General features: G+C 64.1%; 19 protein-coding genes. 16 read left to right on the forward strand and 3 right to left on the reverse strand.

Going from position 1 to position 21,140, the window contains the following annotated elements:
- Both QZ213_RS07565 and QZ213_RS07570 read right to left on the reverse strand, forming a co-directional pair.
- Positions 1-808: alkaline phosphatase D family protein (locus tag QZ213_RS07565; protein ID WP_291685448.1), on the reverse strand; the 808-nt coding region annotated here is incomplete at its 3' end.
- 202 nt (positions 809-1,010) lie between these two features.
- On the reverse strand, positions 1,011-1,442 hold the full coding sequence (locus QZ213_RS07570) for a hypothetical protein (RefSeq protein ID WP_291685449.1): 432 nt from the start codon (positions 1,440-1,442) through the stop codon (positions 1,011-1,013).
- A 433-nt stretch (positions 1,443-1,875) separates the two neighbouring features.
- Here QZ213_RS07570 and QZ213_RS07575 point away from each other — a divergent pair, with 433 nt between their 5' ends.
- From QZ213_RS07575 to QZ213_RS07615, 9 genes are all read left to right on the forward strand, one after another.
- Positions 1,876-2,154, forward strand: a complete 279-nt coding sequence (locus tag QZ213_RS07575; protein ID WP_291685450.1) for a helix-turn-helix transcriptional regulator — start codon at positions 1,876-1,878, stop codon at positions 2,152-2,154.
- Between the two features lie 14 nt (positions 2,155-2,168).
- Positions 2,169-4,184: a hydrogenase 4 subunit B gene (gene hyfB / locus QZ213_RS07580; RefSeq protein WP_291685464.1), complete on the forward strand. Its 2,016-nt coding sequence runs from the start codon at positions 2,169-2,171 to the stop codon at positions 4,182-4,184.
- The gene (locus tag QZ213_RS07585; protein WP_291685451.1) at positions 4,175-5,131 is read left to right on the forward strand and encodes an NADH-quinone oxidoreductase subunit H; all 957 of its coding nucleotides are present in this window, start codon (positions 4,175-4,177) and stop codon (positions 5,129-5,131) included. The genes hyfB and QZ213_RS07585 overlap by 10 nt, the downstream gene beginning before the upstream one ends.
- Positions 5,132-5,136: 5 nt before the next feature.
- On the forward strand, positions 5,137-5,799 hold the full coding sequence (locus tag QZ213_RS07590) for a hydrogenase-4 component E (RefSeq protein ID WP_291685465.1): 663 nt from the start codon (positions 5,137-5,139) through the stop codon (positions 5,797-5,799).
- Positions 5,796-7,247: a hydrogenase 4 subunit F gene (locus QZ213_RS07595; protein ID WP_291685452.1), complete on the forward strand. Its 1,452-nt coding sequence runs from the start codon at positions 5,796-5,798 to the stop codon at positions 7,245-7,247. Before QZ213_RS07590 ends, QZ213_RS07595 begins: the two co-directional genes overlap by 4 nt.
- Before the next feature lie 12 nt (positions 7,248-7,259).
- Positions 7,260-8,786 (forward strand): NADH-quinone oxidoreductase subunit C, encoded by a 1,527-nt coding sequence (locus tag QZ213_RS07600; RefSeq protein WP_291685453.1) that lies wholly within the window; start codon positions 7,260-7,262, stop codon positions 8,784-8,786.
- Positions 8,787-8,888: 102 nt separating this feature from the next.
- On the forward strand, positions 8,889-9,419 hold the full coding sequence (gene nuoB, locus QZ213_RS07605; RefSeq protein ID WP_291685454.1) for an NADH-quinone oxidoreductase subunit NuoB: 531 nt from the start codon (positions 8,889-8,891) through the stop codon (positions 9,417-9,419).
- Positions 9,420-9,639: 220 nt separating this feature from the next.
- Entirely contained in the window at positions 9,640-11,730 is a 2,091-nt protein-coding gene (locus QZ213_RS07610; RefSeq protein WP_291685455.1) for a carbon starvation CstA family protein, read from the forward strand.
- Between the two features lie 4 nt (positions 11,731-11,734).
- Entirely contained in the window at positions 11,735-11,923 is a 189-nt protein-coding gene (locus QZ213_RS07615) for a YbdD/YjiX family protein (protein WP_291685466.1), read from the forward strand.
- A 101-nt stretch (positions 11,924-12,024) separates the two neighbouring features.
- Here QZ213_RS07615 and QZ213_RS07620 read toward each other — a convergent pair whose 3' ends face one another.
- Positions 12,025-12,339: a helix-turn-helix transcriptional regulator gene (locus QZ213_RS07620; RefSeq protein ID WP_291685456.1), complete on the reverse strand. Its 315-nt coding sequence runs from the start codon at positions 12,337-12,339 to the stop codon at positions 12,025-12,027.
- A gap of 100 nt (positions 12,340-12,439) precedes the next feature.
- Between QZ213_RS07620 and QZ213_RS07625 the strand changes: the two genes are divergently transcribed.
- The 7 genes from QZ213_RS07625 to QZ213_RS07655 all read left to right on the forward strand — a co-directional run bounded on the left by QZ213_RS07625 (position 12,440) and on the right by QZ213_RS07655 (position 21,074).
- A complete protein-coding gene (locus QZ213_RS07625) occupies positions 12,440-13,201 on the forward strand; it encodes a class I SAM-dependent methyltransferase (RefSeq protein ID WP_291685457.1) in 762 nt (253 codons plus the stop codon).
- Positions 13,202-13,395: 194 nt separating this feature from the next.
- On the forward strand, positions 13,396-14,310 hold the full coding sequence (locus tag QZ213_RS07630) for an ABC transporter substrate-binding protein (protein ID WP_291685458.1): 915 nt from the start codon (positions 13,396-13,398) through the stop codon (positions 14,308-14,310).
- A complete protein-coding gene (locus tag QZ213_RS07635; protein WP_291685459.1) occupies positions 14,310-15,923 on the forward strand; it encodes an amino acid ABC transporter permease/ATP-binding protein in 1,614 nt (537 codons plus the stop codon). The genes QZ213_RS07630 and QZ213_RS07635 overlap by 1 nt, the downstream gene beginning before the upstream one ends.
- 40 nt (positions 15,924-15,963) lie before the next feature.
- Positions 15,964-17,205, forward strand: coding sequence for an acetamidase/formamidase family protein (locus tag QZ213_RS07640; protein ID WP_291685460.1), 1,242 nt, complete (start codon positions 15,964-15,966; stop codon positions 17,203-17,205).
- 155 nt (positions 17,206-17,360) lie between these two features.
- Positions 17,361-19,721 (forward strand): acetamidase/formamidase family protein, encoded by a 2,361-nt coding sequence (locus QZ213_RS07645; protein ID WP_291685461.1) that lies wholly within the window; start codon positions 17,361-17,363, stop codon positions 19,719-19,721.
- 16 nt (positions 19,722-19,737) lie between these two features.
- Positions 19,738-20,124 (forward strand): RidA family protein, encoded by a 387-nt coding sequence (locus QZ213_RS07650; protein WP_291685462.1) that lies wholly within the window; start codon positions 19,738-19,740, stop codon positions 20,122-20,124.
- A 110-nt stretch (positions 20,125-20,234) separates the two neighbouring features.
- The gene (locus QZ213_RS07655) at positions 20,235-21,074 is read left to right on the forward strand and encodes a hypothetical protein (RefSeq protein WP_291685463.1); all 840 of its coding nucleotides are present in this window, start codon (positions 20,235-20,237) and stop codon (positions 21,072-21,074) included.
- The last annotated feature ends 66 nt before the right edge of the window (positions 21,075-21,140 follow it).

Below are 21,140 nucleotides of genomic sequence, written 5' to 3' on the forward strand. Positions count from 1 at the left end.
AGCCGGTCTCGTCGGCGCTGCCGATCGGCGACCAGTCATTGGTCACTTCATGATCGTCCCACTGCGCGAACATCGGCACCTCCGCGTTGAAGGCGCGCAGGTTCTCGTCGAGCAGATTGTATTTGTAGTTGCCGCGGAACTGCGCGAGGCTGTGCGCCACCACGGATTTCTCTTCTGTCACGATATTGCGCCAGATGTTGCCATCAGGCAGCTTCAGCTCGGACGGCACCGGGCAATCGGCGTAGACGTGATCGCCGGAATGAATGAAGAAATCGGGGCGGTTTTCCAGCATGGTCCGGTAGGTGCGCATGCCGCCGCGCGAGGGATCAATGCCCCATCCCTGCCCCGCGGTATCGCCCGACCAGACGAACGATATCGAATTCTTGTCTGTCGGCGCGGTGCGGAAATGTCCGACCTGTGTTTCGCCTGGAATGCCGGAGATGTCTTCGAACTTCACCCGGTAGAAGATATCCTGCCCCGGCGGAAGACCCTCGAGCAAAATCTTGGAAGTAAAGTCACGCTCCGGTAGCGCGTCCGCGGCCGCAGCGCCAAGGATAGTGACAAAACTTTCGAGCGTCGAATACTCCACCCGCATGCGCGCGGGCCGGTCGGCCCTCGCCCACACCATGGCGCTGCGCATCGACACATCGCCCGATTGGATTCCGCATGTGATCAGTGGACGGTCCGCAGCCCGGCTGAGATAGGGTCTTGTCAGACTGCCCAGCCCCGCGAGCGCCAGGGTGGAGGCGGAGCGGACCAGGAGATGCCGACGGGTCAGGCCGTGCTTGCCGCGTGTCGCAATCGCCATTGGTGGCCACCCCGTCGAATCGCGACGGAGGTTGCCTGCTCAATTTGACTCCCGGCCGAAGCTTTTGCGACGGGTGTGTGACTCTTGAGGCCGTCATTGCGAGCGAAGCGAAGCAATCCATTCTTCCCTTGCGTGGCCAGATGGATTGCTTCGTCACTTCGCTCCTCGCAATGACGAGAAGAAACAGCCTCGCACTATCGCCCTAGCGCTTCCAGTTGCAGATGCCGCCCGACTTGCAGGGCCAGACCTGAACCCGCGTATCGAACGCCTGGGCGTCGAGCGGATTGCCGTGGCGATGGGCGACTTTCGTGCGTGGCACAACGCGCGGCTTCTCGACGCGCACCTGCGGCTCCTCGACGGGCAAATCGGCCATGCGTGGGCTTTGCGTGTGGAGCCTGGGCTCGGCGGTCGGCTCCGCACGGGCCTGCGGGTTCTCGCTCTCGCGATCGTCCCTCGCCTGCACTGGAACCGGCTCGAATTCGGCCGTCGGCCCGAGCCGCTTCGGCGAGAGCACTGCCCTGAAAAGGTCGAGGCCGAGGAACTGGTCGGGGCGATACTCGCCGGCGATCGATACCCCGCTCCATCCCAGAAGCACGGCGCAGGTAACGGCGATGAAAGCATTTTTCAGGGCCATCAAGGCCTCCCGAAATTCGAACGGCAACGACGCTCTATCTAATTAGCTGGCTCGCGCAATTCCAGCCGGCGCTGCCTGCAAGGTTACCCGTCTGTTCGGAGACCAGACTGCAATTTTCATGTTTTTGTTCCGGAAGTGGGAACCGTCGCGACTCGTAGCTCACGCCGCGGTCGGCTGTCGCGACGATCGATCCCTCCTTGGCCCTGCCAAACCTTGATCCTCGTCAATCCGCAGCGGCGAGGATCGGATACCCAGAAAACAATTGGCGCTGGCGATCCTGACGGAGCCGACGTGAAGGCTGTGTCCTGCCCCGCGGCCTATCCAAACAAGCGCATTAGAATAGACATTTTAAACATCACTTATTGACACTTTGGCATCATTACTTATGATGCAGCAGTGATGTTTGATGGGGATTAGGTCCCGGGGCAGACTCATGTTCACAGCGGCACAATTGCGGGCGGCCAGGGTGCTTCTCGGCATCGACCAGCGCCAGCTCGCGGAGATGTCCGGGCTTTCGGTGCCGACCATTCAGCGCATGGAGGCCTCCGAAACCATGGTGCGCGGCAATGTCGATTCACTGGTCAAGCTGATCGCGGCCTTCGACGCGGCCGGAATCGAGATGATCGACGAAGGCGCGGCCAGCACCGCGCAGGGGCGCGGCGTCCGGCTGAAGAACCCAGCGGTCAAGATCATTCCGGGCGCGCGCGCATGAACTCGGCCGTCGTCATCTCTCCCGTCGCCTTGCAGATGTCCGGTGTCGCAGCCTTGCTGGTGACCGCCATTCTCGCGATCGCGCTCAGCCGCAGCGAGCGCGCCACCGCGGTCATCTACGGCGCCACGCTGGCGATTTGCGCGGCCGCGCTGTTCGGCGCGCTGCGCGCGTTGCTCGGCGACGCCGCCAACTCCTCAACCCTCATTTTGCCGGTCGGATTGCCCTGGCTCGGCGCGCATTTCCGGCTCGATGCGCTGGCCTCGTTCTTCCTCGTCGTCGTCAATCTCGGCGGGGCGGCGGCAAGCCTGTATGGCCTCGGCTACGGCCATCACGAGCCATCGCCCCACCGGGTGCTCCCCTTCTTCCCGGCCTTTCTGGCCGGCATGAATCTCGTGGTGCTGGCGGACGACGCGTTCTCCTATCTCTTGTGTTGGGAATTCATGTCGCTGGCGTCCTGGGCGCTGGTCATGGCGCACCACCGCGAACCCGGCAACGCCAAGGCAGGCTATGTCTATCTGGTGATGGCGAGCTTCGGCACCCTTTCGCTGCTGCTGGCCTTCGGTCTGCTGGCGGGACCGGCGGGCGATTACGGATTTGCCGCCATCCGCGCGGCGGCGCATACGCCCTATGTGGCGGCGCTGGTGCTGATCCTGATGCTGCTCGGCGCCGGCTCGAAGGCCGGCCTGGTGCCGCTGCACGTCTGGCTGCCGCTCGCCCATCCGGCGGCGCCCAGCCATGTCTCGGCGCTGATGAGCGGCGTCATGACCAAGGTCGCGATCTACGGCTTTATCCGGGTCGTGTTCGACCTGCTGGGGCCGCCCAATTGGTCGGCGAGCGTGATCGTGCTCTTCCTCGGCAGCATCACCGCCGTATTGGGAATTCTCTACGCCATGATGGAGAACGACCTCAAGCGCCTGCTCGCCTACTCCACGATCGAGAACATCGGCATCATCTTCGTCAGCCTCGGCCTGGCGCTGGCATTTCAGGCCAACGGCCTGAAGCTCGCGGCGGCGCTTGCCTTCACCGCCGCGCTGTTTCACGTGCTCAACCACTCCTTCTTCAAGAGCCTGCTGTTCTTCGGCGCCGGCGCGGTGCTGAATTCGACCGGCGAGCGCGACATGGACAAGCTCGGCGGCCTCATCCATCGCATGCCTTTCACCAGCTTCGCCGTTCTGGTCGGCTGCGTCGCCATCTCGGCGCTGCCGCCGTTCAACGGCTTCGTTTCGGAATGGCTGATGTTCCAGGCCGTGCTGCAAAGCCCGGACCTGCCGCAATGGGCATTGAAGATCATGGTGCCGGCGGTCGGCGCGATGCTGGCGCTGGCCGCGGCGCTGGCGGCGGCAACTTTCGTCAAGGCCTACGGCGTGACCTTTCTCGGCCGGCCGCGCAGCACGGCGGCAGAAACCGCCAATGAGGTCGATCGATACTCGCTTGCGGCGATGTTCATCCTGGCCGTGCTGTGCCTGCTCGGCGGAATCCTGCCGGGACTGGTGATCGATGCGCTCTCGCCCGTCGCCGTCGAAATCCTCGGCGGCCGGATGCCGATCCAGGCCAACGAGGCCTGGCTGTCGATCGCGCCGATCGCGGAGAGCCGCAGTTCCTACAACGGGTTGCTGGTGATGATGTTCATCGCGATCTCCGCGTCGCTCACCGTCTTCTTCATTCACCGCTTCGCCTCGCATGCGCTGCGGCGCGGGCCCGCCTGGGGCTGCGGCTTTTCCGATGCCGTGCCGGCGGCGCAATATTCGGGCGCGAGCTTCGCCCAGCCGATCCGCCGCGTGTTCGGCACGATGGTGTTCCACGCCCGCGATCATGTCGAGATGCCGCCCCCCGGCGATATCCGGCCGGCGCGGCTCAGAATCGAGCTGCACGATCTGATCTGGGAGGGCATGTACGCGCCGATCGCGGGCGCGGTCGCCGTCTCCTCGGAATGGCTCAATCAGCTGCAGTTCCTGACCATCCGCCGTTATCTCAGCCTCGTCTTCGCCACCCTCGTCACGCTGCTGCTGGTGCTCGCGATATGGTCGTAGTCTCCGACATCCTCGTGCAAAGCATTCAGATGCTGCTGGTGCTGGTGCTCGCGCCGCTCCTGACCGGCTTCGTGCGCAAGGTCAAGGCGCGGCTGGTACGGCGCCAGGGGCCTTCGGTCTTTCAGCCGTATCGCGATCTGTTGCGGCTGTTGCGCAAGGAAGTGGTGCTCGCCGACAACGCCTCGTGGCTGTTCCGGGTGACGCCCTATGTGACCTTTGCCGCGATCTGGGTTGCCGCGGCGCTGGTGCCGACGTTTGCCACCGGCCTGTTGTTCAACTGGACCGCGGACCTGATCGCCATCGTCGCGCTGCTCGGCAGCGCCCGCTTCTTTCTGGCGCTCGCCGGCATGGATGTCGGCACCAGTTTCGGCGGCATCGGCTCCAGCCGCGAAGTCATGATCGCCGCCCTTGCGGAGCCCGCGATGCTGCTGATGGTGTTCTGCGTGGCGCTGGTCGCGGGCTCGACCCAGCTTTCGACGGTCGCGGACTTCCTGGCCTCGTCCTATGTCGGATTGCGGGTGTCGCTGGGGATGGCGCTGGTCTCGCTGGTCATGGTGGCGCTCGCGGAGAACGCGCGAATTCCGGTCGACAATCCCGCAACCCACCTCGAACTCACCATGGTGCATGAGGCGATGGTGCTGGAATATTCGGGGCGTCATCTCGCAATGATCGAATTCGGCGCCTTCCTGAAACTCCTGCTCTATATCTCGCTGATCGCCTGCGTGTTCTTCCCCTGGAAGATCGCCGTGTTCGGCACCGGGCCTTTGGCTTACGCCATCGGCGCCGCCATCTACCTCGTCAAGCTCGCGGTCGCAGGCTTCCTGCTCGCGATGTTCGAGACGGCGACGGCGAAGATGCGGGTGTTCCGCGTTCCGCAATTCCTCGGCGCGGCCCTGATGCTGGGCCTGCTCGGGACGCTCTTGCTGTTCGTGTCGAGGAGTTTCTGATGCAGATGCACAGCCTCTCCTTCGATGTCTCCCATACGCTGGCCGGCGGGCTGGTCCTGATCAGCTTCCTGATGCTGTACCAGGACCGGCTCTATTCCCTGCTCAACGTCTTCGCGCTGCACGCCCTGGTGCTCGCACTTTCGGTCGCCTGGCAGGCCTTCATCCAGGATGCGCCGCATCTCTACGTCACCGCTGTTATTGCGCTGGTGTTCAAGGCGATCGTCATCCCGGTGGCGCTGCACCGCATCGTCAAGCAACTCGGGATTCACCGCGACATCGAGGCCGCCGTCGGGATCGGCCCGACCATGCTGGCCGGGATGGGGCTCGTCGCGCTCTCGATGGTCTTGATGCTGCGGGTCACCGCGGAAGCCGATCCGCTGGCGCGCGAGGACCTCGCCTTCGCGCTGTCGGTGGTGCTGCTCGGACTTCTTGTCATGGTGACGCGCCGCAACGCCGTCAGCCAGGTGGTGGGCTTCATGTCGCTGGAGAACGGGCTGGTGCTGGCGGCGACCGGCGCCAAGGGCATGCCGCTGGTGGTCGAGATCAGCGTGGCCTTCTCGATCCTGATCGCCTTCATCGTGATCGGCATCTTCCTGTTCCGGATCCGCGAACGCTTCGATTCCGTCGATGTCTCCGCTCTCGACGACTACCGGGGCGAACACCGATGAATATGCCTTCCTTCGATCCCGTCGCGGCGGTGCTGCTGATACCGATCGGCTCGGCGGCGCTCTTGGCCGCGCTGCCGGGCTACCGGCTCACGGCGCGGCTGAACGTGGTGGCGAGTCTCGCGACATTCCTGTCGGCGCTCTCGCTGTTGGTGATCGAACGCCCGCAGCCGGGGCCCTATGTGCTGGTCGACGACCTCAACATCGTCTTCATCGTGCTCAATACCTTCGTGGGATTCACCACCTCCATCTTCAGCGCGAGCTACATCGCCCACGAACTCGACAGCGGGCGGTTGACGCCGGTCTACCTGCGCTTCTACCACGCCATGTACCAGACCATGATGTTCGGCATGAATCTGGCGTTCGTGTCGAACAATATCGGCCTGATGTGGGTGGCGGTGGAAATCGCAACCCTGACCACGGTGCTGATGGTCGGCATCTACCGCACCCACGCCGCGCTGGAGGCGGCGTGGAAATATTTCATTCTCGGCAGCGTCGGCATTGCGTTCGCACTGTTCGGCACCATCCTGGTTTACATGGCGGCGCGGCCGGTGGTCGGCGAAGGCCAGGACGGCATGGTCTGGACGATTCTGATCCAGCATGCGGCGAAGTTCGATCCCGCTCTGCTCAACGTCGCCTTCATCTTCCTGTTCCTCGGCTACGGCACCAAGGTTGGGCTGGCGCCGCTGCACGCCTGGCTGCCGGACGCGCATGCCGAAGGCCCGACCCCGATATCGGCTGTGCTGTCGGGCCTCTTGCTCAACGTCGCGCTCTACGCGCTGCTGCGCTTCAAGATCCTGCTCGCCGCCGCTCCCGACGCGATCGCGCCTGGGCCATTGATGGTGACAATGGGGCTGGTCTCGCTGGTGTTCGCCGCCTTCATGCTCTACCGCCGCCGCGACATCAAACGGCTGTTCGCCTATTCCTCGATCGAGCACATGGGCATCATCGTGTTCGCGTTCGGCATGGGCGGCCCGCTCGCCAATTTCGCGGGGCTCCTGCACATGGTGATGCACAGCCTGACCAAGTCGGCGATCTTCTACGCCGTCGGCCATATCTCGCAGATCAAGGGCACGCAGCGGATCCACAGGATCAGAGGCCTCACGGTGACGCATCCGGCGCTCGGCTGGGGACTGGTGGTGGGCGTGGTCGCGATCGCGGGATTGCCGCCGCTCGGCATCTTCATGAGCGAATTCCTGGTCGTGAGCTCGACCTTCGCGCGCCAGCCCTTGCTCGCGATCGTGCTGGTGTTCGGCCTGTTGCTGGCCTTCGGCGCCTTGACGTTGCGCCTGACCACCGTCGCCTTCGGCAAGCCGCGCGGCAGCACGGCCTCGGCGGAAGCCTCCTACGTGCCGATGTTTGCCCATCTCGCTTTGGTTCTATGCGCGGGCATCTATCTTCCCGCGCCGCTCGTCGCCTGGTTCCAGCATGTGGCCCGCCTCCTTGGATAGGATGAACAGGATATGCCGTCGCTGATCGATCGCATTCTGGAAGGCCGCGAGATCCGGCAACGCAGTCCCTGGCCGCGCGCCGAGGTCGGTGCGCACCTCTGGAGATTTGTGGCCAACGAGCTGGCACAGGGGCGTCTCGGCCTGCTTGGCCTTTGGGGCGAACCCTCGATGGTGCATATGGCGATCATGGATGGTGACACCGCGGAAATCGCAATCGTCAGCCTGGATTGCCCCGATCGCGTTTATCCCTCCGTCGGCGTGCACCACCCGCCGGCGCTTCGCCTGGAGCGCACCGCCCGCGATCTGTTCGGCCTGGTCGCGGAAGGCCTGCCGGACACCCGTCCCTGGCTCGATCACGACAATTGGGACGTGCGCTTTCCGCTTGGAGAGCGCATCGACGCGTTGCCGACATCATCGCCTTATCGCTTCCTGCCGGTCGAGGGCGACAGCGTGCACCAGATCGCGGTCGGTCCCGTGCACGCCGGCATCATCGAGCCCGGACATTTCCGGTTCACCGCCAGCGGCGAGACCGTGGTGCGGCTGGAGCAGCGGCTCGGATATGTCCACAAGGGCATCGAAGGGCTGATGACCGGCGCCACTCTCGAGCGCGCGGTTGAGCTCGCCGGGCGAGTATCGGGCGACAGCACCGTCGCCTATGCTTACGCGTTCTCGAAGGCCGCCGAGGCGGCGCTGGGACTTGTCGCGCCCGATCGCGCGGTCTGGCTGCGCGCGCTGCTCGCCGAACTGGAGCGGCTTGCCAACCATCTCGGCGATATCGGCGCCATCTGCAACGACGCTTCCTTCGCGCTGATGCACGCCCATACCAGCGTGCTGCGCGAAACCGTGCTGCGCGCGGCCAATACCGCCTTCGGCCATCGCCTGATGCGCGACGTCATCGTGCCCGGCGGCGTCGCCCGCGACATCAACGATAGCGGGCGCGAGGCCATCCACGCGGCGCTGGACAATATCCGCTTGCGCTTTCCGGCCCTGGTCGAACTCTACGACAACACCGCTTCGCTGCAGGATCGCACCGTCGATACCGGCGTGCTCAAGCCCGCATTGGCCAGGCAATATGCCGCTGGAGGCTATATCGGCCGCGCCTCGGGGCGATCCTTCGACGCGCGCCGGACCCTCGCCTGTCCGCCTTATGACGACCTGCGTTTCGATGTGCCGGTGCTGACCGAAGGCGACGTCAGCGCGCGGGTCTGGATCAGGGTGCGCGAGGTCGAGCAAAGTCTTTCGCTGATCGACCAGATCCTGGACCGGCTTCCGGAAGGCGCGCTGCGCGCCCAGGTCCGGCCGCGCAAGGAGGCGCGCGAAGGCATGGTCCAGGAAGGCATGGCGATAACAGAGGGCTTCCGCGGCGACGTCCTGGTCTGGCTGCGGCTGCGCGATGACCGGATCGAACGCTGCCATTTGCGCGACCCCTCGTGGTTTCAATGGCCGCTGCTGGAAGCCGCCATCGAAGGCAACATCGTGGCGGACTTTCCGCTTTGCAACAAGTCGTTCAACTGTTCGTACTCGGGTGTGGATCTTTAGGAATATGCCGGAGAAACCGTCATTGCGAGCTTCGCTTCCTCCTCGCTCATTGAACTACGGCGGACGTGCCACTCCTCGCACTGACGTTTAAGGACAACAGAGATGCGCAAGCTGCTGTTTCAAAGCCTGTTTCGTTCGCCCTTCACCGAACCGGCGCCGTCGGCGGACGACGCCGCGGTGACGGAGCTCGCAACCTCGCTCGGCCGCGCGGCGCGGCGGCGGCTCGGCCGCAGCCTCTCGATCCGCGAGGTCGACGCCGGCTCATGCAACGGATGCGAGCTGGAGATCCACGCGCTCAACAACGCCTATTACGATGTCGAACGTTTCGGCCTGCGCTTCGTCGCCTCGCCGCGCCATGCCGATGTCCTGATGGTGACCGGTCCCGTGACCAGGAACATGCGCGAGGCGCTGAAGCTCACCTATGATGCCGTCCCCGGCCCCAAATGGGTGGTCGCGGTCGGAGACTGCGGGCGGGACGGCGGTTGCTTTGCCGGCAGCTACGCGGTCGTCGGCGGCGTCGCCGAGGTGATCCCGGTCGACCTGCATATTCCGGGCTGCCCGCCGACGCCGACCGCCATGCTGCAAGGCCTGCTGGCGCTGCTCGAACGGGTCGACAGCGCGGCTTCGGGTTAGGCCCGCGTTTCGTTGCGCGGCGCCAAAATGCAGAGCGATGCAAGTTCGACGTTCACTTGCGGTGTACTTGCTGCGCTGCACTGATCTTTGCCGCACTCCATTTATGTTGCGCAGAGTTTATATTGCGCAGAGTTTGATCCGCATCAACGCCGGCTCTTTCGGCGGAGAAATGATGACTTTAATCGAGCTGGCACGGGAAACCAGGCATGTGGAGGGAGACATGAGTTCGCTCGCCATCAAGGGAAACGGGCTTCGGTCAAAGCTGCTCTGGACCGCAGTGATCGCGCTCGGTGCGGTTTCGTTCGGGATCGTCGCGCTGAGCCGAGGCGAGAGCGTGAACGCGGCATGGCTCGTCATCGCCTCGGTATGCATCTACTTCATCGCCTACCGCTTTTACGCGCTGTTCATCGCCGAAAAGGTACTGGGCGTCGACCCTGAGCGGCAGACCCCTGCCTACCAGCACAATGACGGCCTCGACTACGTGCCGACCAACCGCTACGTGCTGTTCGGTCACCACTTTGCGGCAATTGCCGGCGCCGGCCCCCTGGTCGGTCCGGTGCTCGCCGCCCAGATGGGCTATCTGCCCGGCACGCTGTGGATTCTCGCTGGCGTCGTCTTCGCCGGCGCGGTGCAGGATCTGACTGTGCTCTTCCTGTCCACGCGGCGTGACGGCCGCTCGCTCGGCGACATGGTGCGCTCCGAAATGGGGCCGGTCGCCGGCGGCATTGCGCTCGTCGGCGTCTTGCTGATCATGGTCATCCTGCTCGCCGTGCTGGCGCTGGTAGTGGTCAAGGCGCTGGTCGGCAGCCCATGGGGCACCTTTACGGTATTCTGCACCATTCCAATTGCAATGCTGATGGGCGTCTACGCCCGCTTCATCCGGATCGGCCGCATCGCGGAGATGTCGGTTATTGGCATTGTGCTGCTGCTTGCAGCGCTGATCTACGGCCGGACCGTGTCGGAAAACCCGGCGATCGCAACATGGTTTGATCTGCGCGGCGAGACGCTGGCGCTGATCATCATCGGCTATGGCTTCGTCGCCTCGGTGTTGCCGGTGTGGCTGCTGCTGGCGCCACGGGACTATCTGTCGACCTTCCTCAAGGTTGGTACCATGGCCCTGCTCGCGGTCGGCATCATCCTGGTGCAGCCGGAGCTGAAAATGCCCGCGGTTACCAGGTTCATCGACGGCACCGGCCCGGTGTGGTCGGGCAGCTTGTTCCCGTTCCTGTTCATCACCATCGCCTGTGGCTCGGTGTCCGGCTTCCATTCGCTGATTGCCTCGGGCACGACCCCGAAAATGATAGAGAACGAGAACCAGCTCCGCCTCATCGGGTATGGTGCCATGCTGACGGAATCGTTCGTCGCCATCATGGCGATGATCGGCGCGACCGTGATCGAGCCCGGAATCTATTTCGCCATCAACAGCCCGGGGGCGCTGATCGGCACCACCGCCGCGCAGGCGGCGCAGGTGATCACCGGCTGGGGCTTCACCGTCACCCCCGACATGCTCAGCCAGATCGCCCAGGACGTCGGAGAGAAGACGCTGCTGTCGCGCACCGGCGGCGCCCCGACACTCGCAGTTGGCATGGCACACATCCTGTCCGGTATGTTCGGCGGCCGCGTTCTGATGGGGCTCTGGTACCACTTCGCCATCCTGTTCGAGGCGCTGTTCATCCTCACCACCGTCGACGCCGGCACCCGCGTCGCTCGGTTCATGATCCAGGATATGGTCGGCAGCGTGGTGCCATCGTTCCGGAAGACCGAGTCGTGGGGAAACAACCTGGTGGGGTCGGCGCTGGCGGTCGGCGCCTGGGGCTACTTCCTCTACCAGGGCGTCATCGATCCAATGGGCGGCATCAACACGCTCTGGCCGCTGTTCGGCATCTCCAACCAGATGCTGGCGGGGATCGCGCTCATCCTGTGCACGGTCGTACTGTTCAAGATGAAGCGCCAGCGTTACGCCTGGGTTACGATCGTGCCTACCTTTTGGCTCCTGGTATGCACGCTGACGGCGGGGTGGCAGAAAATCTTCAGCGCCGAACCGACAATCGGCTTCGTTGCCCACGCACGGGTGTTCGGCGACGCCGCCGCGGCGGGCAAGATCCTGGCGCCGGCAAAAACGATGGCGGAGATGAACCGCGTCATCGTCAACGATTACGTCGACGCCACACTGTCCGCGCTGTTCGTCATGGTGGTGCTGGCAATGATAATCTACGGTGTCATCGCCATACGGCGGGCATTGGGCGATCCGACGATCACCGCCATCGAGATCGGTCTGCCTGCGACCATCCCGGGAGCGAAACTTGCCTGACATCATGACGATGAAGGAATGGACGATACGCACCGCGCGTCTGATGGTCGGCATTCCCGACTACCAGACCTACGTGGAGCATCGCCGGCAGACGCATCCGGACGCGCCAATCATGAGTTACGAGGAATTCTTCGTGGAGCGGCAGAACGCCCGCTACGCTGTCGGCAAGGGACGCTTCCGCGGCTGCTGTTGAGCGCAAAATTCACCCGCCTCATCATCGGGGGTACACCGGCCTCAGGCGAGCAGCCCGTCAAGCGCATCGAAGAGCGCACGGCCCGCTAGAATCGCAACGATTCAGCGCGCCCGCTCCAGCGCCCGCGAAGAAGAGGATTTTGGCTTTGTTTTCGGCTTCGGTTTGCTGACATGCTCGCGCAGTCGCACGCCCCTTCCCCCGGTCGTGCTTGCAACGCCGGGATTGATCAGCTCGATCCCCGCATCATCAAGCGCCGCCACCAGCTTCATCAGCGAATCGACGTTGCCGCGGACGACGCCGTCGCTGGCCTCCATGCGCTGGATGGTCGGCACCGAGAGGTCCGCGAGCTCGGCCATTTGCCGCTGATCGATGTTCAGGAGCGCACGCGCGGCCCTGAGCTGATTGGCGGTGATCATGCAGTTGATTTCTCCGGTTCAGGCTCGGCCGGTCCGGTCGCGGACATTGGCATCCGGCATGTTACATGATAAGAGATGTTTGATACATACTATTTAATGCATGGTGGCTGCTGTGCGGCTGTTGGGGCGATATCAGGGCAGGAACGGCGAGATCGAAATCGTCGAATGCTCGCAGTCGGGCACCCGCATCTACTTTGAACAGGGCGTGCGGCAGAGCCAGGCCACGCCTGACGGCGAGAGCGTGTTCACCTATGTCAAGCTGATGGATGAGCTGCTGTCACGCTCGGCAAGCGTCCTCGTCCTGGGATGCGGCGGCGGCAATCTCGCCACCCGGCTGACCCATCTCGGGAAGAATCTGACGATCATCGACAACAATCCGATCAGCTTCGTGATCGCGCAGAAATTCTTCGCCCTGCCCGACGATCTCGCCTGCATCGTCTCCGATTTCCGCAAGTTCATTTTTCAGGACGACGCGTTTTACGACGCCATCGCCATCGACGTCGGCGGCCCCGGCTTTCAGTTCGACGAGGAGTTCGACGTCGAGACCTGCGAGGCGATCCGCGCCCGCCTGCAGCCGGGCGGCCGCATCGTCATGAATGTGACGGTACCCAACGATATCGATCCGACGGTCGATCGGATCGCCGCGCGGCTCGCCGGCGACAATTTGCGGGTATGGATCGTCGACGAGCAGGGCATCGAGGACCGCAATGCGATCATCGCCTGCGTGCCGGAACGGCAGTTGAACGCGCGTTCGGCGCTGCAGGCGGTGATGGGCAACACGTCGGAACGCTGGTCGATCCGGCGCGGGCGACTGCGCAGCCGCGACCTGGCCTGCGGATCGTGGACTCCTGCAGACGACTAAACCCCCTGATCCGGGCTTTTGCGCGTTTCTTGCGCCGATCGCCCATAATTTCCGCAGCCGCTGCCTAATTGCTGGCACCGGCGCATCCAACTTTTTGTGCGTCCCGGGACAAGCCCAAAACCGGCAAGCGACCGTAGGCTTCCTTCGAACTTGGAACATGGCGCCGCCATGGCAATTTCGAAGGAGAGAAACAGATGCACAGGCAATCTTCCACCGAGGCCCGGGCGCGGCATTCCGCCGTGATCTCCGGATTGCGCAGTGCCGCGCTTGCTACGTTCCTCCTGGCGACGATCTGGGCGCCGACCTCCGCCAGCGCCGCCGCCCCCGCGGGCTGCGCGGCGTTGCAGACCAAATATCCGCAGTTCAAGGGCAAGCAGCTCGTCAACGCGATCAACCCGCACACGCCGGGCTATGAAGCGATCGACCCGAAAGACCCGAACAAATATGTCGGCTTCGATATCGACCTCGGCGAGGCGATCGGCGAGTGCCTCGGCTTCACGCTGACCTACAAGCCCGTGACGTTCGCGGCGCTGCTGACGACACTGGCGAGCGGACAGGCCGACATCGTGATTTCCGACATCTACGCCACGGAAGAGCGCGCCAAGGCGGCCGACTTCATCACCTATTCGAAGGTGTTCGACGGCGTTCTGGTCGCCAAGGGCAATCCGAAGAAGATCACCGGCATCAATATCTCGATGTGCGGCGCGGCGGCGGCCGAGAACACCGGCTACGTCGAAGTCCCGCTGGTGCAGGCGCTGGCGCCCGAGTGCAAGAAAGAAGGAAAGCCCGAACCGACCCTGCAGCTCTATGACAACAACGCCAACTGCATCCAGGCGATCCTCGCCGGCCGTGCCGACACCTATGTCAACGACGTCAACACCGTCGATCAGGCGGTGAAGGCCAATCCCGACAAGCTGGAGAAGGCGATCGCGGTGACCATCCCCTATTCGGTCGGCATCGCCGTTCCCAAGGACAAGCCCGATTTCCGCGACGCCGTGATGGCCGCGCTGATCGAGGTCCAGAAGGCCGGCACCCACAAGGCCCTGCTCGCGAAGTGGGAACTCGACCCCAACAACTTCAAAGAGCCCGACATTCTCTCGGTCAAGTAATGTCGCTTTTTGTCCACTATCTCAGCCTGCCGTACCTGATCGAGGGCATCTGGTTCACCGTCGCGGTGACCGCCCTTGGCCTCGCCGGCGGGCTGATCCTCGGCCTCGTGCTGGCGGCGATGCAGCTCAGCCGTTTTGCGGTGCTGGCTGCACTCGCCCGGGGCTACACGGTGATCTTCCGCGGTACGCCGCTGATCCTGCAGATGGTGTTCGCCTACGACGCGCTGCCCCAGATCGGCCTGAAACTCTCCGCGATCGGCGCTGCCGGTCTCGCCCTCGCCGCCAATGAAGCGCCCTTCATCGCCGAGATGCTGCGCGCGGGTGTGCTCGGCGTCGACGGCGGACAGGTGCTGGCCGGCCAGGCGCTGGGCATGACGCCTTCATTGCTGATGCGCCGCATCATCGCGCCGCAGGCCATCCGCACCATGATTCCCGCCTTCGGCAACGAGACCGTCAGCGCGCTGAAGAATTCGTCGCTCGCCAGCGTGATCTCCGTGCAGGAGCTGACACTGCGAAGCACCCAGCTTGCGTCCTCGACTTTCGATTTCTTCTCGATCTTCTTCGCCTCCGGCCTGATCTACCTCGTGCTCACCAGTTTGGTCAGCGTGATCCAGCTGTTCGTGGAGCGGGCGCTCGATCTCGATCGCGTCACGCCGCAGGGGCGCCTCTCCATCTTCCTGCCCTGGCGCCGCGTCGACCTGCAGACCAAACTGGCCGAACCGGCGGCGCTCCTCCCCCCGCCGCACAGCCTGCTGCCGGAGATGACGGCGCCACGCCCTACCTCCCGGAGCGACCGCGCCAAACACGCCGCGATGGTCCAGCGCAACAATGTCGCCGTCGAGGTGACCGGTCTTCGCAAGAGCTACGGCGCGCAGACCGTGCTCAACGGCGTCGATTTGACCGTCCGCGTCGGCGAGGTCGTGGCGCTGCTCGGCCCCAGCGGATCCGGCAAGAGCACGCTGCTGCGCTGCATCAACCATCTGGAGAACTGGGATTCCGGCATGGTGCGCGTCGGCGGCCGCCGTCTCGGGCATAGCGACGACGGCAGGAAGCTGTCGCCGCGCGCCATCGCCAACGAGCGCGCCAGCGTCGGTGTCGGCATGGTGTTCCAGCAGTTCAACCTGTTCAGCCATCTGACCGCCCGGGAGAATGTCGCCGGTCCCTTGCGCTGGGTGCACGGCCTGACCCGCACCGACGCCGACCGCCGCGCCCGGGAACTGCTCGAACGCGTCGGTTTGAGCCACCGCGCCGACGCCCTGCCGCGCCATCTGTCCGGCGGCCAGCAGCAGCGGGTCGCCATCGCGCGGGCGCTCGCGCCCAATCCGAGCGTGCTGCTGCTCGACGAGCCGACGTCCGCGCTCGATCCCGAACTCGTCAACGAGGTGCTGGAGGTGATCCGGCGGCTGGCGGTCGATGACGGGCTGACCATGATCATCTCGACGCACCAGATCCGCTTCGCCGATGAAGTCGCCGACCGCGTCGCGTTCCTTTCCGGCGGCTCGATCATCGAACAGGGGCCGGCGCACGAAATCCTCAGCAATCCGCAACATCCGGCCACGGCGCGCTTCCTCAGCGTGATGGAGGCCGACAAGGCGCCGGAGAGCACGTCATGACCGGCCGGCCGACACTTCCCTTTCCTGAAGAGGCATTCGCATGAAGCACCACACGCTGCCGGTATCGCCGGCTTCCGTTCACTGGGGATATTTCAGCAAGAAGGTCACGCCGGCCCTGACGCTGCGCTCGGGCGACCGCGCCACCATCGAGACGCTGACCCATCACGCCAACGACGATTACGAGCGGATGATCGCCGACGATCCCGGCGCCGAAAGCGTATTCCACTGGACGCGCGAGCATAAAGCCGTCGTCCGCCGCGGCGCCGGGCCGACCGAAGGCCCGTTCATCCGCGGCTCCGGCGAAGGCCTCGGCGTTCACCTCCTGACCGGGCCGGTGGCGATCGAGAATGCGGAACCGGGCGACGTGCTGGAAGTCCGCATCCTGGATGTGCGGCCCCGTCCCGCCTGTCACGCCTGCCATGCCGGCCGCTGCTTCGGTTCCAACGCCTCGGCGAACTGGGGTTTTCACTACCACGACCTGATCGAGGAGCCGAAGCCGCGCGAGGTCATCACCATTTTCGAACTCGACACGACGGGCGAGCCGTTCGCGAAGGCGGTCTACAACTATGTCTGGACGCCTCAGACCGACCCGGACGGCATCGTACATGCCACGATCGATTATCCGGGCGTGCGGGTCGATCACGCAACCATCCGCAAGCGCGAGAATATCCTTTCCCGTGTCAAGGTGCCGGCGCGGCTGCATTTCGGCACCATGGGGCTGGCGCCTTCGGAATCCGATTTCGTCAGCTCGATCCCGCCGAGCTACACCGGCGGCAATATCGACGACTGGCGCATCGGCAAAGGCGCAAGGATGTATTACCCGGTCGCGGTATCAGGCGCGTTCTTCTCCGTGGGAGACCCGCACGCGGCGCAAGGCGACAGCGAGCTCGGCGGCACCGCCATCGAAACGTCGCTGACCGGCGACTTCGAATTCGTCCTGCACAAGAAGGCGGATCTCGGCGGCACGGTGCTGGAGGGACTGTCGCATCCGATGCTGGAGAACGACAGCGCATGGTCGGTGTACGGCTTCACCTACCCGAACTACCTCGCCGAACTCGGCGCCGGCGCGCAGACCGAAATCGCCAACCATTCGAGCCTCGACCGCGCGATGCGCGACGCGTTTCGCAAGCTGCGCCGGTTCCTGATGACGGTGCATCGCCTGAGCGAGGATGAAGCGATTTCACTGATGTCGGTGGGCGCCGATTTCGGTGTCACCCAGGTGGTCGACGCCAATTGGGGCGTACACGGCACGATCCGCAAGAACATCTTCAGGTGCGACTGACGCGCCCGGTGATGGAACCTCGGGACCTCGGAGCCGGACCAAGGGTTGTAGACCTCACGGGGATATCCGGGAGTTGCATCTCGTGGCCGCCGCGGCAAGATGTCCCGCGGTATTGGCACGGAGGTTGCTTCGATTTCCCTGTTTGGGGTCGATCCATGAGCTTCCGCCCATTCACCAGCGAATCCTATTCCGAAAGCGACCGGCTGGAGGCGTGGCGTGACGTCTTGAGCGCGGTCGGCCTGCAGCCATCGGCGGGATCGACCGTTCACACCGGGCACGCCACGGCGTCGCGCCGCAACGCCGAGGGCGTGGTGCTGGCCAGGCTCGCGGCGGGATCGCAGGCGGTGTCGCCGCGGCCGCATCCGGCCGGCGACATGCCGATCATGCTGCTGCCGACCGAGGACGGTGTCACGTTGCGGACCAGCACCGGCCACCAGATCATTTCGATCGGGCACTTGCTGCTGTTGCCGCGCAAGGGTGACTGGAGCGTGTCGTTCCAGCGCGACATGCGCGCCATCGTCCTGTCGGTGACGTCGGATGCATTCGGCAGCCGCAAGGTCACTGGGCCAGTATTCGATGAAGTTCGCGTGCTGGCTCCCACCGGTTTCACCGAGGTGTTCTCGCGCACGCTGGAATCGGCCGCGCGAAATCTCGAGATGCTGTCGGACAGCGAATGGGCGGCGGTCGCCCAAAGCCTCGCCGATCTGCTGCCGACCTTCGTGCGGCAGCTGATGCCGGCGACGGATGCCGGCGCCACCGCGACGCGGGCGGCGATCCTTCACCGCCTCTGCCAGACCATCGAGCGCCGGCTTGATGATCCCGATCTCACGCCGGCGCGGGTGGCGGACGCCGAAGGAATATCCGAGCGATACCTGCAAAAGCTGTTCGAGGGCTCGGGAAGCAGCTTTACCCATTACGTGCGCGAACGCCGGCTGCAGCGGGCCTCGGCGGAATTGTCCAGTCCGGCGGAGGCGCATCACTCGATCTCGGAAATCGCCTATCGCAACGGTTTTAACGATTCCGCGCATTTCAGCCGGGCGTTTCGCCATCGCTTCGGACTGTCGCCGCGCGAATTCCGTCAGCAGGAACTCGAGCGCAGCTCAGCCTCCTCCGCGGTGACCGGCCAGCGCGGCTGGCCGCAGCAGGCGCTGGCGCAGCTGCGCAGCCATTATCCGCTGGCCGGCGCGGAACGCAGCGCCGAAGCCGCGCCGGCCGACAAGACGCCCTGTTGCGCCGAAGGCGAGCGGCTCCACCATCATCTCTCGGTGGAAGCAGCCCACGTGCATTGGGGATATTTCTCGCGGTCGATGCCGCCGCAGATCGAAATCAATTCGGGCGAGACCATCACGATCGAAACCCTGACGCAGCATGCCTCGGACGATCCCGAGCGCATGATCAAGGGCGATTCCGGCGCCGAAAGCGTGTTCCACTGGACGCGCGAGGCGAAAAACGTCGACCGGCGCGGCGCCGGCCCGATGGATGCCTCCGTCTACGGCCGTGGCGCGGGCGAAGGGTTCGGCGTTCACATCTGTACCGGGCCCGTGGCCGTGAAGGACGCGCAGCCCGGGGACGTGCTCGAAGTGCGCATCCTCGACATCGTGCCGCGCGCCTCGCGCAATCCCGATTTCGAAGGCCAGGTGTTCGGCTCCAGCGTCGCGGCCTGGTGGGGATATCACTACAACGAGCTGCTCGCCGAGCCGAACCCGCGCGAGGCCGTGACGATCTACGAGATTTTTGCCGGACGCGAAGGCGATCACGACGAAACGCCGCATGCGCGCGCGCTTTATTCCTATCGCTGGGAGCCGCAGACCGATCCGTTCGGCGTGGTTCACGCGACCTATGATTATCCGGGCGTGCCGGTTCGCCCGGGTTCGGTCAAGCGCAGGCACAACGTGCTCGACGGCATCCGTATTCCCTTGCGTCCGCATTTCGGCGTGATCGCGGTGGCGCCGCGCGAGGTGGATTTCGTCGATTCGATTCCGCCGTCCTATTTCGGCGGCAATCTCGACAATTGGCGGCTCGGCAAGGGATCGACGGTCTATCTGCCGGTCTCGGTGCCGGGCGCGCTGCTCTCGGTCGGCGATCCCCATGCGACCCAGGGCGACGGCGAACTCGGCGGCACCGCGATCGAATGCTCGATGACCGGAACGTTCCAGCTCATCCTGCACAAGAAGGCGGATCTGGCCGGCCGCGTCTTCGCCGATCTGACCTATCCCTTGATCGAGACCGGGACCGAATGGGTGTTGACCGGCTTCAGCCATCCGAACTATCTCGCCGAGTTCGGCGCCAAGGGCCAGAGCGAGGTCTATGCCACCTCCTCGCTCGATCTCGCGATGAAGGACGCCTTTCGCAAGATGCGGCGCTTCCTGATGAACATCAAAGGCCTGAGCGAAGACGAGGCGATTGCGCTGATGTCGGCCGCGGTCGACTTCGGCGTCACGCAAGTGGTGGACGGCAATTGGGGCGTGCACGCCATCCTGAGCAAGCGCCTGTTCGACAGCGCACCGCGCTCTTAAACTACCGAGGCATGCCTTGAAATTCCACATGATCGCAGGCGGCCCGAGACCGGTGGCGCCGTTCAGCCATGCCGTCGAGACCGACGGTTTTGTCTTTGTCACCGGCCAGATGCCGGACACGCCGGATGCGCCCGGCAAGCTGCCCGACGGCATCGAGGCGCAGACCCGCGCCGTGATGGAAAACCTGCGGCTGGTGCTGGCCGGGCTCGACCTCGGCTTCGAACACATCGTGATGGCGCGGATCTATCTGACGCGTTTCAAAGAGGACTACGCGGCGATGAACGCGACCTATCGCAGCTATTTTGCGGCCGACCGCCTGCCGGCCCGCACCTGCGTGGGTGTGACGGTCCTTGCCTATGAGGCGCTGATCGAAATCGATTTGGTTTGTCGAAGGCCGGCTTAATTTGCTTTCAGAAAGAGCCTTGCCGTCGCAGCAGCTGAGCCCGGACAGCCGCCGGCACGCGCGCCGTTCGGCTCTCTCTAAAACTATGAAACTGCTGAGATATTCGCATATTGGTCGGAGTGACAGGATTCGAAGCTGCGACCCCGGCGTCCCGAACGCGGGTTTTCCCGAAAAACACCGCTGCCACCGGCTATCCTTATCCGAGGCTTTCTGCAGGACGGCAGAGCGCGGGCACGGAAATCGCTGCTCTCGTCCAAGATATCGATGCGCGGTGTCCCAGCTTTAAGTCCCTGAAGGGACGAGACTCCCAATTCTGGGTCGCCAATTGCCTTTGGGATCATAGAGAAAGCGAAAAGGCAATTGCAAAGGACAACTTAGTCCAGCTGATGCGGTTGGCTCATCAAGAAGGCCGATCAATTCTGTTTGAGCCGGCGGAAGTTCTCCTCCTTGAGCTTCGAGCAATGGCGAAAACTGCAGGCAGCGCCAAGTGGCTTCCGGACCCGCTGAAGAAGATTATCACGCGTGAAGAAGTGCGCGCCTGGTGGGAAGAGCGCATTACCGAAATGTTAGACGGAGCGTCGACGCGCTCCGGCGGAAAGCTTGCCACGAAATTGACCGAGGCTGGACTTCCGGCAGAGATGACAGCTCTGGCCGCCGCGCTCCGACGGGATTATGCGTCAGAAGCACGTGCATCCCGCTACCTCGATGCCAGCGACGTCGATCAGCTCCAACGGCGGGTTCGGTCAGAGGTCGCCACCCTTCGGGCAAAATATCTCGCCGGTGAACTGGACCTCGATCCCGTTCAATTTCATTCGCTCTGCGTTAGCCGAATGGACGACCTCAACACTGAACGCGACGATACGGAAGAGGACCGATCAGCATTCTTAAAGGGCTGCCTCTACGACATCACCGACCGGTGTCTCCTTCGATTCACTAGGCGGGTGCTATGAGATCACTTAATAGAGTGGGAGCACAGCCCGTTAGCCTGCCACTGGCTGCCGACGACATCGTCAAGG

Source organism: Bradyrhizobium sp. (assembly GCF_017881085.1).
Taxonomy (GTDB): Bacteria; Pseudomonadota; Alphaproteobacteria; order Rhizobiales; family Xanthobacteraceae; genus Bradyrhizobium.

Excerpts from the sequence above, each read along its gene's own strand:
- QZ213_RS07570 (WP_291685449.1), bottom strand. The coding sequence starts at position 1,442 with ATGGCCCTGAAAAATGCTTTCATCGCCGTTACCTGCGCCGTGCTTCTG.
- QZ213_RS07575 (WP_291685450.1), top strand. The coding sequence starts at position 1,876 with ATGTTCACAGCGGCACAATTGCGGGCGGCCAGGGTGCTTCTCGGCATC.
- QZ213_RS07585 (WP_291685451.1), top strand. The coding sequence starts at position 4,175 with ATGGTCGTAGTCTCCGACATCCTCGTGCAAAGCATTCAGATGCTGCTG.
- QZ213_RS07590 (WP_291685465.1), top strand. The coding sequence starts at position 5,137 with ATGCACAGCCTCTCCTTCGATGTCTCCCATACGCTGGCCGGCGGGCTG.
- QZ213_RS07595 (WP_291685452.1), top strand. The coding sequence starts at position 5,796 with ATGAATATGCCTTCCTTCGATCCCGTCGCGGCGGTGCTGCTGATACCG.
- QZ213_RS07600 (WP_291685453.1), top strand. The coding sequence starts at position 7,260 with ATGCCGTCGCTGATCGATCGCATTCTGGAAGGCCGCGAGATCCGGCAA.
- nuoB (WP_291685454.1), top strand. The coding sequence starts at position 8,889 with ATGCGCAAGCTGCTGTTTCAAAGCCTGTTTCGTTCGCCCTTCACCGAA.
- QZ213_RS07610 (WP_291685455.1), top strand. The coding sequence starts at position 9,640 with ATGAGTTCGCTCGCCATCAAGGGAAACGGGCTTCGGTCAAAGCTGCTC.
- QZ213_RS07615 (WP_291685466.1), top strand. The coding sequence starts at position 11,735 with ATGACGATGAAGGAATGGACGATACGCACCGCGCGTCTGATGGTCGGC.
- QZ213_RS07620 (WP_291685456.1), bottom strand. The coding sequence starts at position 12,339 with ATGATCACCGCCAATCAGCTCAGGGCCGCGCGTGCGCTCCTGAACATC.
- QZ213_RS07625 (WP_291685457.1), top strand. The coding sequence starts at position 12,440 with ATGGTGGCTGCTGTGCGGCTGTTGGGGCGATATCAGGGCAGGAACGGC.
- QZ213_RS07630 (WP_291685458.1), top strand. The coding sequence starts at position 13,396 with ATGCACAGGCAATCTTCCACCGAGGCCCGGGCGCGGCATTCCGCCGTG.
- QZ213_RS07635 (WP_291685459.1), top strand. The coding sequence starts at position 14,310 with ATGTCGCTTTTTGTCCACTATCTCAGCCTGCCGTACCTGATCGAGGGC.
- QZ213_RS07640 (WP_291685460.1), top strand. The coding sequence starts at position 15,964 with ATGAAGCACCACACGCTGCCGGTATCGCCGGCTTCCGTTCACTGGGGA.
- QZ213_RS07645 (WP_291685461.1), top strand. The coding sequence starts at position 17,361 with ATGAGCTTCCGCCCATTCACCAGCGAATCCTATTCCGAAAGCGACCGG.